Genomic DNA, 16,086 nt, shown 5'->3' with positions numbered 1-16,086 from the left:
TAAGTTTATTTGGGTGTTATCGGTTAATTTTCGCGCGTTTAACCCTTTGTGTAGGCGCACATTCAATGAATAAAATCTATCGTTTAGTCTGGAACAAAAGTCTTAATTTATGGACTGTGGTTTCGGAAAATGCACGTGGTGTTACTAAAAAACGTAATGTAACAGTAAATACTGATTTACAAACTTCGACCTTAGTCCAACAAAATATAGAAAAATCAATAATATACCAACCAATCACCACAGTGCTGGCACTGACCATCAGCTCGGTGTTGTGGAGTACAGGCGCATTTGCTGCGACCAATACAGGTGGTGGTACATCAAATGATGGTACCAGTATGGCGCTGTCACCGACCGCTTCACAATGTGGTACTAGTGAAGCTAGTGTCAGTGGTCCAAATGGTGTTGCAATCGGTTGTGGTAGTAGCGTTACTGGTACGAATCCAACTATTGCACAACAATTAGCCAACCGCCGTGGAACGGGAGTGAATAACTATCCTACTGGTGTGGATCGTTTACCAGGCGCTTCAACCTCGATTGGTCGTAATAACAAGGTCAGTAATCCAGGTGGCGCGACAGTTCTTGGTAACTCAAACGTTTCAGATGGGACGGGCGGTTTCCAGAATGTGGCGATTGGTCAGGGTAACCTGACCTCTGGTTTAGGCTATAATACAGCACTGGGAATTGGTAACGAGATCTCGAGTGGTAACTCAAATGTTGCCATCGGGGTAAATAACCGCGCTGCAGGTAATACTGCAATTGCAATGGGGCGCCTTAGCTGGGCAGATGCTGATTTTTCTACTGCCATCGGTAATACGGCAACCGTGGCAGCTGGGGCAACTAATGCAATTGCCATGGGGCACTCTTCAACGGCCAAAGGCGTACGTGGGATTGCCATTGGTAGCAGTACTTCGACAGCAGCCAACTATGATCCTGCCACCGCAGCCAATGCCGATGGTGCTGATTCGGTTGCGGTCGGTACAGGTGCCAAAGGTACAGGTAACCAGACCACAGCGGTTGGCCGTCAGGCTACAGCAACGGGTGCAAATGCTTCAGCCTATGGCAATGAAGCTAATGCCAATGGAACCTCTAGTGTCGCGGTAGGCGATAAAGCCAAAGCACAAGGCAATAATGATATTGCTATGGGTCTGAATGCGGCAACCGCATCTGGTGGCAGCAATAATATTGCAGTCGGTAATGGCGTCACCACTGGTGCAACCGGGCAAAATGTTGCCATGGGTTCGGGTACAACCACAGCCAATTCGGCTTCAAGCACAGGTGGTGCAGTTGCGATTGGTCGTGACCAGAAAGCCACTGGCGACGGTGCGGTTGCACTGGGTGATCCGAACACCGCCAATGGTAACGGTACTGTGGCCTTGGGCCGAAACAATACGGCAGCAGGTGATACAGCAGGTAATACTGCTGCCAATGGCGCGGTTGCAATCGGTAATGAAAACAAAGCGATTGGTCAAGGTTCAGTTGCACTAGGTAATGCTTCGACAGCTGCGGCAGCAGGTGCGGTTGCTCTGGGTGATACTGCCAATGCGCAAGCAACCAATGGTGTAGCACTAGGTTCAAATGCGGTAGCAACCAATGCTGATGATGTAGCGTTGGGTTCAGGTAGTCAGACATCGACTGCAACAGGTACAGCTTACCGTACGGGTACCGCAGCGCCAAGCTCGGTAGTTTCAGTCGGTACTGCTGGCAATGAACGCCGTATCCAGAATGTCTCTGCGGGTGCCGCAGATACCGATGCAGTGAATGTCAGCCAGTTAAGAAGTGTACAGGATGGCGTAGACCAACTTGGTCAAACCACAGCTGGTGCGCTAGGTGGTGGTTCAACCGTGAATCCAGACGGTACCGTTTCTGCACCGAACTACACAGTGAACGGCAATAACGTCAGCAATGTCGGTGATGCAATTACCGAATTGGATAAAGGCTGGAACTTACAGTCGAACGGTGCCAACAGTGGCGCAGTGAAAGCAGGTGATACGGTTGATATCGGCACTGCAGATGGCGAAGAAAACTTACAAGTTGCGAAAGATGGCAACAATATTAAGTACAGTCTGAACCGTGACCTGAAAGTAGATAGCGTGACTGCGGGCGATACCGTGATCAACAACGATGGCATGACCATTGCTGGCGGTCCAAGTGTGACCAAATCTGGTATTGATGCAGCGGGCACGACCATCAGTAATGTAGGCCCAGGTGTTGCAGGAACTGATGCAGTTAACGTAGATCAACTCAACCAAGCGAGCCAAGACTTGACTGATAAAGGCTTTGGCTTGACTGCACAAGACGGCACTACTGTTCAGAAGAAACTGGGCGAAGCGGTTGATGTGGTAGGTGCAGATGAAAATATCACGACCAAAGTTCAAGACGGCAAAGTGGCAATTGAACTGGCTAAAGACCTGAACGTGAATAGCGTCACTGCGGGTGATACTGTGATGAACACCGATGGTGTGACCATTGCCGGTGGTCCAAGCATGACCAAGTCAGGTATTGATGCAGCAGGCAACAAGATCACCAACGTGGCCGATGGCGATATCAATCCAGATTCGAAAGATGCCATTAACGGTAGCCAGTTGGCGAAGAATGCGCAAAGCGTATCTGATGCTCTAGGTGGCGGTTCAACTGTCAATCCGGACGGTACAGTTTCTGCACCGAACTACAGCGTAAACGGTACGAGCCTGAACAATGTCGGTGATGCAATTACCGAGCTGGACAAAGGCTGGAACTTGCAATCTAACGGTGCCAACAGTGGCGCAGTGAAAGCAGGCGATACCGTTGATATCGGCACTGCAGATGGCGAAGAAAACTTACAAGTTGCGAAAGATGGCAACAACATCAAGTACAGCCTGAACCGTGACCTGAAAGTGGATAGCGTGACTGCGGGCGATACCGTGATCAACAACGATGGCATGACCATTGCGGGTGGTCCAAGCGTGACCAAGTCTGGTATAGATGCAGCTGGAAATAAAATTACTGGTGTTGCAGCAGGTACGGATGGCACTGACGCTGTTAACAAAGACCAGTTAGATCAGGCAAGCAATGATTTAACCAATAAAGGCTTTGGCTTAACTGCACAAGACGGCACCACTGTTCAGAAGAAACTGGGCGAAGCAGTCGATGTGGTAGGTGCAGATGAAAATATCACGACCAAAGTTCAAGACGGCAAAGTGGCGATTGAACTGGCCAAAGACCTGAACGTGAACAGTGTCACTGCAGGTGATACCGTGATGAACACCGATGGCATGACCATTGCTGGTGGTCCAAGCATGACCAAGTCTGGTATTGATGCAGCAGGTAATAAAGTCACCAACGTGGCCGATGGCGATATCAATCCAGATTCGAAAGATGCGATTAACGGTAGCCAGTTGGCGAAGAATGCGCAAAGCGTATCTGATGCTCTAGGTGGTGGTTCAACCGTGAATCCGGACGGTACCGTTTCTGCACCGAACTACACGGTGAATGGTAATAACGTCAGCAATGTTGGTGATGCAATCACTGAATTAGACAAAGGCTGGAACTTGCAATCTAACGGTGCCAACAGTGGCGCAGTGAAAGCAGGTGATACGGTTGATATCGGCACTGCAGATGGCGAAGAAAACTTACAAGTTGCGAAAGATGGCAACAACATCAAGTACAGCCTGAACCGTGATCTGAAAGTGGATAGCGTGACTGCAGGTGATACCGTGATCAACAATGACGGTATGAGCATTGCTGGCGGTCCAAGCGTAACCAAGTCAGGTATTGATGCAGCGGGCAGTAAAATCACAGGTGTTGCAGCCGGTACAGATGGTACTGATGCGGTGAATGTGGATCAACTCAACCAAGCTAGCCAGGACTTGACCGATAAAGGCTTTGGCTTGACTGCACAAGACGGCACCACTGTTCAGAAGAAACTAGGCGAAGCCGTGGATGTGGTGGGTGCGGACGAAAACATCAGCACCAAAGTTCAAGACGGCAAAGTTGCAATTGAACTGGCTAAAGACCTGAACGTGAACAGCGTCACTGCGGGTGATACCGTGATGAATACAGACGGTGTGACCATTGCTGGTGGCCCAAGCATGACCAAGTCAGGCATTGATGCTGCGGGTACTAAAGTGATCAACGTGGCAGATGGCGATATCACGGCTGACTCCAAAGATGCAGTCAACGGTAGCCAATTACACAATACAGCACAAAGCACAGCGGATGCGCTAGGGGGTGGCTCAACCGTGAATCCAGACGGTACAGTTTCTGCACCGAGCTACAGCGTAAACGGCACGAGCCTGAACAATGTCGGTGATGCGATCACTGAGTTAGATAAAGGCTGGAACTTGCAATCGAACGGTACTAACAGTGGCGCAGTGAAAGCAGGCGACACCGTTGATATCGGCACAGCAGATGGCGAAGAAAACCTGCAAGTTGCGAAAGACGGCAACAACATCAAGTACAGCCTGAACCGTGACCTGAAAGTAGATAGTGTGACAGCAGGCGATACCGTGATCAACAATGACGGTATGAGCATTGCTGGCGGTCCAAGTGTGACCAAGTCAGGTATTGATGCAGCAGGTAACAAGATCACCAATGTGGCCGATGGCGATATCAATCCAGATTCGAAAGATGCTATTAACGGTAGCCAGTTGGCGAAGAATGCGCAAAGTGTATCTGATGCTCTAGGTGGCGGTTCAACCGTGAATCCGGACGGCACAGTCTCTGCACCGAACTACAGCGTAAACGGTACGAGCCTGAACAATGTCGGCGATGCAATCACTGAACTGGACAAAGGCTGGAACTTGCAATCGAACGGTGCCAACAGTGGCGCAGTGAAAGCAGGTGATACCGTTGATATCGGTACCGCAGATGGCGAAGAAAACTTACAGGTAGCAAAAGATGGCAACAACATCAAGTACAGCCTGAACCGTGACCTGAAAGTGGATAGCGTGACTGCGGGTGATAGTGTTCTGAACAATGATGGATTGACCATTGCGGGTGGCCCAAGCGTAACCAAATCTGGTATTGATGCTGCAGGCAACAAGATCACTAATGTTGCAGCAGGAACCGATGGTACTGATGCAGTCAATATGGATCAGTTAAAGACCTCTGCAGCGGGTGCAAAAACCGAAGTTGAAGCTGGCAAGAATATGACTGTCGACAGTACGACGGGTGCAGATGGCCAAACTATCTATACCGTGGCGACGGCTGATGATGTTGAGTTTAACTCGGTGAAAGTCGGTGACGTGAATATTGATGGTGCGACTGGCAAAATCAGTGGCGTGACCGATGGTACGGTGGCAGCAGGTTCTACAGAAGCAGTGAATGGTAGCCAGTTACACGGCACAGCTCAAAGCGTATCTGATGCCCTAGGTGGTGGTTCAACTGTTAATCCAGATGGCACCGTGACTGCGCCGAACTACAGCGTAAATGGCACGAGCCTGAACAATGTTGGTGATGCAATTACCGAGCTGGACAAAGGCTGGAACTTGCAATCGAACGGTACCAACAGTGGTGCTGTGAAAGCAGGTGACACGGTTGATATCGGCACAGCAGATGGTGAAGAAAACCTACAGGTGGCGAAAGATGGCAATAACATCAAGTACAGCCTGAATCGTGACCTGAACGTAGACAGTGTGACTGCGGGCGATACCGTAATCAACAACGACGGCATGACCATTGCTGGTGGTCCAAGTGTCACTAAATCAGGTATTGATGCAGCAGGTAACAAGATCACCAATGTGGCCGATGGTGAAGTGGCAGCAGGCTCGAAAGACGCAGTCAATGGCGGTCAGTTGCATGATACGACAGATTCAGTCGGCAATATTCTGGGTGGCGGTGTCACTAATGAAGGTGGCAAGCTGAATGGTCCATTCACAGTGAATGACAAAGGCTATGACACAGTTGCTGATGCGATTAAAGCTGAAACTGCGGCTGCAAAAACCGAAGTTGAAGCTGGCAAGAACATGACTGTCGATAGTACAACGGGTGCAGATGGACAAACCATCTATACCGTGGCGACGGCTGATGATGTTGAGTTTAACTCGGTGAAAGTCGGTGATGTGAATATTGATGGTGCGACTGGCAAGATCAGTGGCGTGACCGATGGTACGGTGGCAGCAGGTTCTACAGAAGCGGTTAACGGCAGCCAGTTACATGGTGTGGCAGACAGCGTCAAGAACTCGATTGGTGGTGAAACCATCTTGAATCCGGATGGTTCTGTGACAACAGCCAACGTGGGTAACACAGGCAAAGACAATATCCATGATGCAATTGACTCGGTGCGTGGCGCAGCTGTTGAAGCGAAAACCACAGTCACTCAAGGCGATAACATGTTGGTAACCGAGTCTAAGAATGCTGACGGCAGTACCAACTATGAAGTTGCGACAGCACGTGATGTGAACTTTGATTCCGTACAAGTTGGCGATGTGAAAATTGATGGAGCGACTGGCAAAATCAGTGGTGTGACCGATGGTACGGTTGCCGCAGGTTCTACAGAAGCGATCAATGGTAGCCAGTTACACGGCACAGCCCAAAGTTTATCTGATGCCCTAGGTGGCGGTTCAACTGTTAATCCGGACGGTACAGTCTCTGCGCCGAACTACAGCGTAAATGGCACGAACCTGAACAATGTTGGTGATGCAATTACCGAGCTGGACAAAGGCTGGAACTTGCAATCGAACGGTGACAACAGTGGCGCAGTGAAAGCGGGTGATAGCGTTGATATTGGTACCGCAGATGGCGAAGAAAATCTACAAGTTGCAAAAGATGGCAACAACATCAAGTACAGCCTGAACCGTGACCTGAAAGTGGATAGCGTAACAGCAGGTGATACTGTACTTAACAACGATGGTATGACCATTGCCGGTGGTCCAAGCGTAACCAAATCTGGTATTGATGCATCAGGTAACAAGATCACTAATGTTGCAGCGGGAACCGATGGTACTGATGCAGTCAATATGGATCAGTTAAAGACCTCTGCAGCGGGTGCAAAAACTGAAGTTGAAGCTGGCAAAAACATGACCGTTGACAGTACGACAGGTGCAGATGGTCAAACTATCTATACCGTGGCGACGGCTGACGATGTTGAGTTTAACTCGGTGAAAGTCGGTGATGTGAACATTGATGGAGCGACTGGCAAAATCAGCGGTGTGACCGATGGTACGGTTGCAGCAGGTTCTACAGAAGCGATCAACGGTAGCCAGTTACACGGCACAGCCCAAAGTGTATCTGATGCCCTAGGTGGCGGTTCAACTGTTAATCCAGACGGTACAGTCTCTGCGCCGAACTACACAGTCAACGGCAACAACGTCAGCAATGTCGGCGATGCAATTACTGAACTGGACAAAGGCTGGAACTTGCAATCTAACGGTGCCAACAGTGCCGCTGTGAAAGCAGGCGATACCGTCGATATCGGTACCGCAGACGGTGAACAAAACCTACAAGTGGCGAAAGAAGGCAACAACATCAATTACAGCCTGAATCGTGACCTGAACGTGGACAGCGTGACGGCAGGTAATACTCGTCTGGATAACACCGGGGTTGAAGTTAAGGACCCGGTTGGCAATAGCACGTCGATTGTTGCCGGTGGCACCATTGTTAAAGATGCGCAAGGCAACAGCACTGCACAGACAGCAGCTGGCACCACCGTCAAGACTGCGCAGGGTGATACCACACTGGTCAACAGCACAGGTCTGGCATTTACAGATGCAAATGGTCAATCGGTTGGACCAAGCGTGAGCCGTACCGGAATTGATGCGGGTGGTCTGAAAGTGACCAATGTGGCAGACGGTGAAGTGGCTGCAGGCTCGAAAGATGCAGTTAATGGAGGTCAGTTGCATGATACGGCAGATTCAGTCGGCAATATTCTGGGTGGCGGTGTCACCAATGAAGGTGGCAAGCTGAATGGTCCATTCACAGTGAATGACAAAGGCTATGACACGGTTGCTGATGCCATTAAAGCAGAAGCTGCGGCTGCAAAAACCGAAGTTGAAGCTGGCAAGAACATGACTGTCGATAGCACGACGGGTGCAGATGGACAAACCATCTATACCGTGGCAACGGCTGATGATGTTGAGTTTAACTCGGTGAAAGTTGGTAACGTCAACATTGATGGAGCGACTGGCAAAATCAGTGGTGTAACCGATGGTACGGTGGCAGCAGGTTCTACAGAAGCAGTCAACGGTAGCCAGTTACATGGTGTGGCAGACAGCGTCAAGAACTCGATTGGTGGTGAAACCATCTTGAATCCGGACGGTTCTGTGACAACAGCCAACGTGGGTAACACAGGCAAAGACAATATCCATGATGCAATTGACTCGGTGCGTGGCGCAGCTGTTGAAGCGAAAACCACAGTCACTCAAGGCGATAACATGTTGGTAACTGAGTCTAAGAATGCTGACGGCAGTACCAACTATGAAGTTGCGACAGCACGTGATGTGAACTTTGATTCCGTACAAGTCGGCGATGTGAAAATTGACAGCGCAACCGGCAAGATCACCGGTGTGGCAGATGGTGACATCAACCCAGACTCGAAAGATGCGATCAATGGTAGCCAGTTGGCGAAGAATGCGCAAAGCGTATCTGATGCTCTAGGTGGCGGCTCTACGGTGAATCCGGACGGAACCGTGACTGCGCCGAACTACACGGTGAACGGTAACAAGCTCAACAACGTAGGTGATGCAATCACTGAGTTAGACAAAGGCTGGAACTTGCAATCTAACGGTGCCAACAGTGGCGCAGTGAAAGCAGGTGACACGGTAGATATTGGCACAGCAGATGGCGAAGAAAACTTACAAGTCGCAAAAGATGGCAACAACATCAAGTACAGCCTGAACCGTGACCTGAAAGTGGATAGCGTAACGGCGGGCGATAGTGTTCTGAACAACGATGGATTGACCATTGCTGGCGGTCCAAGTGTCACCAAGGCTGGTATCAATGCAGGGAACAAGAAAATCACTGGTGTTGCAGCGGGTGCAGTTCGCCCGGATTCAACCGATGCGATCAATGGTAGTCAGTTGCATGCCCAAGGCGAAGGTGTGAAGAACATTATTGGTGGTAATACCCAATACGATCCAAACACAGGCAAATACACCAATCCAGATGTTGGCGGTACAGGTAAAGACAACATCAATGATGCGATTGGTGCGGTAGGCGCTGCTGCCAAAGCGGCGAAAACCACGGTCACTGAGGGTGACAACATGGTCGTAACCGAAAGCAAGAATGCTGATGGCAGTACCAGCTACGAAGTTGCAACCGCAAAAGACGTGAAGTTCGATAGCGTGACTTCGACCGATGATGAAGGCAACGAAACCGTTCTGACGGCGAAAGGCACTCAGGTTAAAGACGGTGAAGGGAACGAAGCCGAATATGGTGCTAAAGGTGTAACGCTGAAAGACCAGGACGGTAACGGGACTGTATTGAATTCAACCGGTCTGGGCTTTGTTGACACAATGGGCAATAACATTGGACCAAGTATCACGGCCAAAGGCATTGATGCGGGCAATACCGTGATTACAGGTGTTGCGGCAGGTCGGGTTGCAGCCGATTCACAAGACGCAATCAACGGCAGCCAGTTAAAAGGCGTGTCAGATAGCGTGGCAAAATCGATTGGTGGCAATACTACAGTCAATCCAGACGGCACCATGAACACCAGCAACATTGGTGGAACAGGTAAAGACAACATTAATGATGCGATTGGTGCGATCGGTGATGCAGCCAAAGAGGCCAAGTCTTCTGTCAGCGAGGGTAAAAATATCGTTGTCAAAGAAAGCAAAAATGCGGATGGCAGCACCGATTATCAAGTTTCCACTTCACCAGATCTGGACGTCGACAGTGTGACGGCTGGCGGTACCAAAGTAGATGGCGATGGTTTACACATTGATGGTGGTCCAAGCGTCACTAAAGACGGCATTGATGCTGGCGACAAGAAAGTTACGGGTGTCGCAGATGGCGAAGTTGCCAAAGACTCGAAAGATGCGATCAATGGCGGACAGTTAAAAGATGTTTCCGACAGTGTTGCAGGTGCAATCGGTGGTAATACCACAGTGAATCCAGATGGAACCATTAACACCAGCAATATTGGTGGAACAGGCCATGACAACATCAACGATGCGATCGGTGCGGTAGGTGATGCTGCGAAAGCGGCAGGTGAGGCAGCCAAGGCAGCTAAGTCTTCCGTGAGCAATACGGACAATAATATTACAGTCAATAAAACCACTAAAGCAGATGGTAGTACTGACTATGAAGTGGGTCTGGCAAAAGACATCAGTGTGGATAGCGTTACAGCGAAAGATGTCAATGCAGATCGAGTCACTGTCGCAGGCGATCAAGGTTCAACTACTGTTACCGGTGGTGGCATCAGTATCACTGGTCCGAAAGGCGAGCAAGGTCCAAGTATGACCACCGATGGTATTAATGCGGGCGGCAAGAAAGTCACCGGTGTGGCTGACGGTGCGATTGCCAAAGGTTCACAAGAGGGTATTAACGGTAGCCAGTTACACCAGTCTTATCAGGATGTCGGTGCAGCACTTGGTGGTGGTGCAGGCTATGACCCAGCCAAGGGATGGACTGGACCAAGTTATGAGGTCGGTGGCGCTAAACATGACAATGTCGGTGATGCTTTAGGGGCACTGGATAATGCCGATAAGGCTTTAGGTGACCGGATTACCAACCTTGGCGATCAGATGCAACAGGCTTTCTATGACACCAATCAACGCATTGATGATGTTAAAAAACATGCCAATGCCGGTGTTGCTGCTGCTATGGCCCTTGAAACTGCGCCGTATATTTCGGGCAAATATACCTATGCTGTCGGGGCCGCTTATCATGGTGGCGAAAATGCAGTCGGTGTCACCCTGCGTAAAACTGCTGACAATGGACGCTGGTCACTGACTACGGGTGTTGCGGCTGCTTCTCAGGGTGACCCAAGTTTCCGTGTCGGTCTGAGTGGCGTATTTGACTAATCATCCATTCTAGAGCAAGGAGAACCCGACGGGTTCTCCTGATTACAACAATAATCAAGAGAGGCACACATGAAAAAAATACAAGCTTTAGCATTGATGGTGTTTGCAAGTACCGCATTCACGATTCAGGCAGAAACACAGGGTGAAGTTGAGTTAACCCAAGCACAGGAGGTGACGTTTCCTGAAGTGAATAAAAGCTATCTCAAACTGGTCAAACGTTATGAATACAACGATGTGGCTCGTTTAGATGTCGGTATGAACAAGGACCAGTTCCGTCATATCCTGGGTAATCCGCACTTTAGTGAAGGTGTTTTTGCGGTCAAGACCTGGAACTATGTACTGGATATCCGTGTTTCGAATACGCAGGACTATAAACGCTGTCAGCTACGGATTGATTTTGACAAGCACTACATTGCTAACCGTTTATCCTGGAAAGGTGAGGAGTGTCAGGGGCTGATGGCGTGGGGCACCAACAATGTGATTCCAGCACCCTTGCCAGCGCCATTACCACAGACAACTCCACAATCTGGCGTAGTATTCTTTGCCTTCGACCGTTCCGATGCCAACGCGATTGAAGTGGGTTCTGCCAATATGGCAGAGATGGCGGATCAAATTAAGCAGTCTGATCAGCCGGTAACAATTTCAGGTTATACCGACCGTTTGGGAGCATTTAATTATAATCAAACACTTTCTACGCAACGTGCCAATACCGTGATCCAATTGCTGATCCAGCAAGGCGTTGATCCCGCTCGTATACAGGTGCAGGCGCATGGAGAAACAGAGGTTTATCAGCACTGTTCAGGGCAGGCACGCAATACCCAGTTGTTGGAATGTCTGGCACCGAATCGCCGGGTCAATATTCAATGGTAAATGAATCTGAATGAACAAAGTGCGGGTGTTTTTCACCTGCACTTTTTTAAATGAAATTATATAATTGAAAAATAATTATTTTTTTATTTATATATTTTGAATAAATGGTAAAGTAAGAGGCATATAAAAGAAAAAATGAATCTGAAAAAAAAGCAAAAATAAATAAAATCTTAAAATTTTCCCAAACTGATTGATTTTGTGTTCTAAGGTGTTAAATAAATCGTATTAATTTTTGTTAGGGTATAGGGGAGTAAATCCTGAGATAGAATGTATGTTTCATACTTTTTTACATTGCGAAAGAAATATAAAACTGCATCTTATTGAAATCGGTAATAAAGATTTAAAACATGCCGTGGTTTTTTTTCTATTAGATGTTGAAAAGTTTTTTTCGATTATCGATGATTTATCTCAGGAGTTCTTTCGTATTATCTTGGTCTATAAGTGTGAGTTATTAGATCATAGTTTTACTGAAACGGAATTTTTAAAGGGGGTGGCCTATTTAGTTGAACGGCTGGAAGCAGAAGATATTCATTGTATATTTGAATCCAATCTTGAGTCCGATTATAAAAGTGCATTATGTTCGAGTTATTTTTTTGACTCTGTCACCATTTGCAGAAGTTTTAACAAAATATGTATGGAGGCATTTTTTGCAGCCAATCCTTATGTATATGAAAATAAAAAGTCGATCGATTTTATCGAGAAAGTTAATCAGCAGATTAACAATACCCTTTCTGAGGGAGAACCTTATTTATTAAAAGTCGCGAAAAAAATGAAATTAACACCGCGAATTTTATCTAAAAAAATAAAAAATGAAGGAGAAGAATTTAAACTGTTAGTAAAACGCAAAAGACATGAGAAGGCATTACTTTTATTGCAGGATAAAGAGGTGAGCTTATCGGATATCGCTTACACATTGGGGTATACGGAACATAGCGCATTTACACGTGCATTTAAAGGATGGACAGGATGTTCGCCTTATCAGTTCAGAAAATATTTTAAATAACCCAATGTGAGGCAGAGAATTTGGATATTCGGGATTTAAAAACCTTTATTTACGTTGTCGATAACCAGTCGATTACCATTGCTTCCGAAAAGCTCGGGGTGAATCAGTCAACGGTGACCAAACGTATTTGTAATATGGAAGAAATATTCAAAGGGGTATTGTTTAACCGTAAAACCAGACCGTTACAACTCACCAGTTTGGGAGAAAAGGTTTATCTCAAGGGATGCTTGATTTTAAAGGAATTAGAGGCTCTGGCAAATTTTAGTTATCAAGTCGAAGAACATTATACAAAGCAAGTCAAGATTGGCATTCCCCATACACTTGCAAATGATTTAATAGAATATATTGCCTTTGAAGCGAAGAAAACGGATGTACTGACAAATATTGATATTTCGAGTGGCTGGGGACGTAGCCTGATCCAGCAAATTCAGCTGGAAGAGATTGATCTGGCAACTTTTATGATTCCCTCTAATCTCAATATTCCTGCTGATTTGCTGTTTTCCAAAATTGGAACACTTGAATTTGTAGTGGTCTGTAAAAGGGGCGAGGCTTATAAATACAGCAACTTCGAAAAGTGCAGTAAAAAAGGCTGGATCTTGCATCCGGAAGGCTGCTGCTTCCGGGAAAGTTTGGCCAAACTGTTATATGAACGGAATCTGGGATTCTATATTAATCGGGAAGTTTTTGGGCTTGAGCTGCAATTGCAAAGCATCTTGAGAGGCGAAGGGCTGGGTATTTTCCCGAAACCTTTTTTTGATAAGTTTAGTTTAAAGAATAATGGCTTAGAACGTATTGAGTTAAAAGATTTTCCGCTTCATTTGAATGTCGGCATCGTAAAGTCTCAAAGTATGGACAATGAAAAAGCCCGTTCATTTTTAGAGATGGTGAAAAAACGCTATTTTTAGTTTCGTCTTAAACAGCTGATCAGAAAAAGCCCTTATTTTTTAAGGGCTTTTTTCTTGTTTTACTGAGCATTCTGATATTCATTAATCACTTCAAGTGCTGCCCTAAAGGCTTCCTGAGTGGCGGGTGCGCCGCAATAAGGCAGGCTATGTAATAATACTTCCTGTATTTCCTCGACACTGGCGCCATTGTTTAACGCGCCTCGAATATGTCCTTTCAACTCGGTTGGACTTTTTAGTGCGGTCAGGAAGGCGATCGTGACCAGCGAGCGATATTTACGGGGCAGTACACCTTCACGTTGCCAAGTCGATCCCCAGGCATGCTCATTAATCCAGTCTTGCAACGGTTGCGTAAAAGGAACGGTATTGTCCTGTGCACGTTTTACAAATGATTCGCCCATGACTTCGGTACGAACTTTTAATCCATTTTCAAAATCTTGTTGTGACATATTCTTACTCTTTTAAGCATGCAACGGAAAGTGTGAGGTTACGAAACCCTCTTCATCCTAACTGAATCATTCAGGAAGCTAAAGTCATTGCAATGGACTGATGGTTCTCGAGTTGAGTAAAGGAAATTTTCAAACAAGAGGATGAGTGATTCAATCTCGGTAGTGCCTCAATTGTGGATAAGTGAAGCGATATCCACAAAGGCTGTAGCCAATCATTTGAGCTGTTGCGATGCATGTCTGGAGTAGGTTTCGAATGGTGCAAAAGAGATCATGGACTGTTGTGAAAGTTAAGCGATTTCTGTCTGCCCGACGTGATGATAAGCACGATTAAAATAAACCAGACTGTGCTCATGCTGGCCTTGCTGAATGGCGACGATGCGGCAAATGAAAATGGTATGGGTTCCCACGGCCTGAACCTGCTCAATTTCACAATCAAAATTGACCAGTGCATCTTTTAATACCGGGGCACCGGTTTCTAACTCTGTCCAGACGCCATGTTTAAATCTTTCTTCCGGACTTAAGCGGGATGAAAATGCCGTAGAAATATGCTGCTGTTGCGCGCTTAACACATTCACGCTTAACACTTTATTTTCTACAAAATGGACATGGGAACTGGATGCCTGATTCATACAGACCAGTAAGGTCGGTGGCGTATCGGTCACGCTACATACGGCAGAGGCCGTAAAGCCATAACGCCCCGTCAAGCCAGCCGTGGTGATGACACTAACGGCACTGGTTAATAAAGACATTGCGTTTCTAAAGTCTGTCGCTTCAATCATCACGATATTCCCAAATCAAATCCGAGCTGTCTGAATAGAGCAAGGGCTACCTGCTGCAGCCCTTGTCGTTCCACAGTTCGGTAAATATTAAGCGGAGAGTTCTCTGCGAACAATGTCGGCACCTGCACTTAAAGCATGCAGTTTGCCTGTGGCCACCTGACGTGATAAGGGTGCCATACCACAGTTGGTCGAAGGGTAGAGCTTGTCTGCATCGACGAACTGAAGCGCTTTACGCAGCGTATCTGCAACTTGCTCAGGTGTTTCGATCTGATTAGTGGCAACGTCAATTGCACCCACCATCACTTTTTTGCCACGAATCAGTTCGATCAGATCCATAGGCACACGAGAGTTCTGACATTCGAGTGAGATGATGTCGATTTTAGATTGTTGTAGCTTTGGAAACGCTTCTTCGTATTGGCGCCATTCTGAACCCAGTGTCTTTTTCCAGTCGGTATTGGCTTTGATGCCATAACCATAGCAAATGTGGACCGCGGTTTCACATTTCAGCCCTTCCAGTGCACGCTCTAAAGTTGCCACGCCCCAGTCATTCACTTCATCAAAGAACACATTAAATGCAGGCTCATCAAACTGAATAATATCAACACCAGCAGCTTCAAGTTCTCGTGCTTCCTGATTCAGGATTTTAGCGAATTCCCACGCCAGCTTTTCACGGCTTTTATAGTGACCATCATAAAGCGTATCAATCATGGTCATGGGACCTGGCAGCGCCCATTTGATTGGTTGACTGGTTTGCTGACGTAAAAACTTGGCATCTTCGACAAACACCGGCTTTTGACGAGATACGGCACCGACCACTGAAGGCACACTTGCATCATAGCGGTTACGGATACGCACGGTCTCACGTTTTTCAAAATCGACGCCGTCCAGATGTTCAATAAAGGTGGTGACAAAATGCTGGCGGGTCTGTTCACCATCGCTGACGATATCAATACCGGCATGGCGTTGTTCTTGTAAGGACAGGCGCAATGCATCCTGTTTGCCTTCAATTAACTGCTCATCTTGCAACTTCCAAGGTGACCAGAGTTTTTCTGGCTCTGCCAGCCAAGACGGTTTTGGTAAGCTGCCAGCAGTTGACGTCGGTAATAATCGGTTCATAATCAATAATCTTGTTTATCTAGGTGA

General features: G+C 47.3%; 7 protein-coding genes. 4 read left to right on the top strand and 3 right to left on the bottom strand.

What is annotated here, in order from left to right:
* The first annotated feature begins 65 nt into the window (after positions 1-65).
* The 4 genes from J699_RS01635 (at position 66) to J699_RS01650 (ending at position 13,718) form a co-directional block, all read left to right on the top strand.
* Positions 66-10,940: an ESPR-type extended signal peptide-containing protein gene (locus J699_RS01635; RefSeq protein ID WP_032871377.1), complete on the top strand. Its 10,875-nt coding sequence runs from the start codon at positions 66-68 to the stop codon at positions 10,938-10,940.
* Between the two features lie 69 nt (positions 10,941-11,009).
* Entirely contained in the window at positions 11,010-11,810 is an 801-nt protein-coding gene (gene tpgA, locus J699_RS01640) for a trimeric autotransporter adhesin/peptidogylcan-associated protein TpgA (RefSeq protein ID WP_032871379.1), read from the top strand.
* Positions 11,811-12,081: 271 nt separating this feature from the next.
* Positions 12,082-12,813 carry a helix-turn-helix domain-containing protein gene (locus J699_RS01645; protein WP_032871066.1) on the top strand — a complete coding sequence of 244 codons (732 nt, stop codon included), beginning with the start codon at positions 12,082-12,084 and terminating at the stop codon, positions 12,811-12,813.
* 20 nt (positions 12,814-12,833) lie between these two features.
* Positions 12,834-13,718, top strand: a complete 885-nt coding sequence (locus tag J699_RS01650; protein ID WP_032871068.1) for a LysR family transcriptional regulator — start codon at positions 12,834-12,836, stop codon at positions 13,716-13,718.
* A gap of 59 nt (positions 13,719-13,777) precedes the next feature.
* Here the strand turns inward: J699_RS01650 and J699_RS01655 are convergent, their stop codons facing one another.
* From J699_RS01655 to J699_RS01665, 3 genes are all read right to left on the bottom strand, one after another.
* Positions 13,778-14,164: a carboxymuconolactone decarboxylase family protein gene (locus J699_RS01655; protein WP_032875794.1), complete on the bottom strand. Its 387-nt coding sequence runs from the start codon at positions 14,162-14,164 to the stop codon at positions 13,778-13,780.
* Between the two features lie 287 nt (positions 14,165-14,451).
* Positions 14,452-14,943, bottom strand: coding sequence for a flavin reductase (locus tag J699_RS01660; protein WP_032871072.1), 492 nt, complete (start codon positions 14,941-14,943; stop codon positions 14,452-14,454).
* A gap of 87 nt (positions 14,944-15,030) precedes the next feature.
* Positions 15,031-16,059 (bottom strand): methionine synthase, encoded by a 1,029-nt coding sequence (locus tag J699_RS01665; protein WP_032871074.1) that lies wholly within the window; start codon positions 16,057-16,059, stop codon positions 15,031-15,033.
* Between the last annotated feature and the right edge of the window lie 27 nt (positions 16,060-16,086).

This window comes from Acinetobacter sp. 1000160, assembly GCF_000588715.1.
GTDB lineage: Bacteria > Pseudomonadota > Gammaproteobacteria > Pseudomonadales > Moraxellaceae > Acinetobacter > Acinetobacter courvalinii.
The sequence above is the reverse complement of the archived record's forward strand: the minus strand, read 5'-3'. Positions and strand labels throughout refer to the sequence as shown.

What these genes read in the sequence shown, in the direction of transcription:
- J699_RS01660 (WP_032871072.1), bottom strand. Translation starts at nt 14,943, where the DNA reads ATGATTGAAGCGACAGACTTTAGAAACGCAATGTCTTTATTAACCAGT.
- J699_RS01655 (WP_032875794.1), bottom strand. Translation starts at nt 14,164, where the DNA reads ATGTCACAACAAGATTTTGAAAATGGATTAAAAGTTCGTACCGAAGTC.
- J699_RS01665 (WP_032871074.1), bottom strand. Translation starts at nt 16,059, where the DNA reads ATGAACCGATTATTACCGACGTCAACTGCTGGCAGCTTACCAAAACCG.
- J699_RS01635 (WP_032871377.1), top strand. Translation starts at nt 66, where the DNA reads ATGAATAAAATCTATCGTTTAGTCTGGAACAAAAGTCTTAATTTATGG.
- J699_RS01645 (WP_032871066.1), top strand. Translation starts at nt 12,082, where the DNA reads ATGTTTCATACTTTTTTACATTGCGAAAGAAATATAAAACTGCATCTT.
- tpgA (WP_032871379.1), top strand. Translation starts at nt 11,010, where the DNA reads ATGAAAAAAATACAAGCTTTAGCATTGATGGTGTTTGCAAGTACCGCA.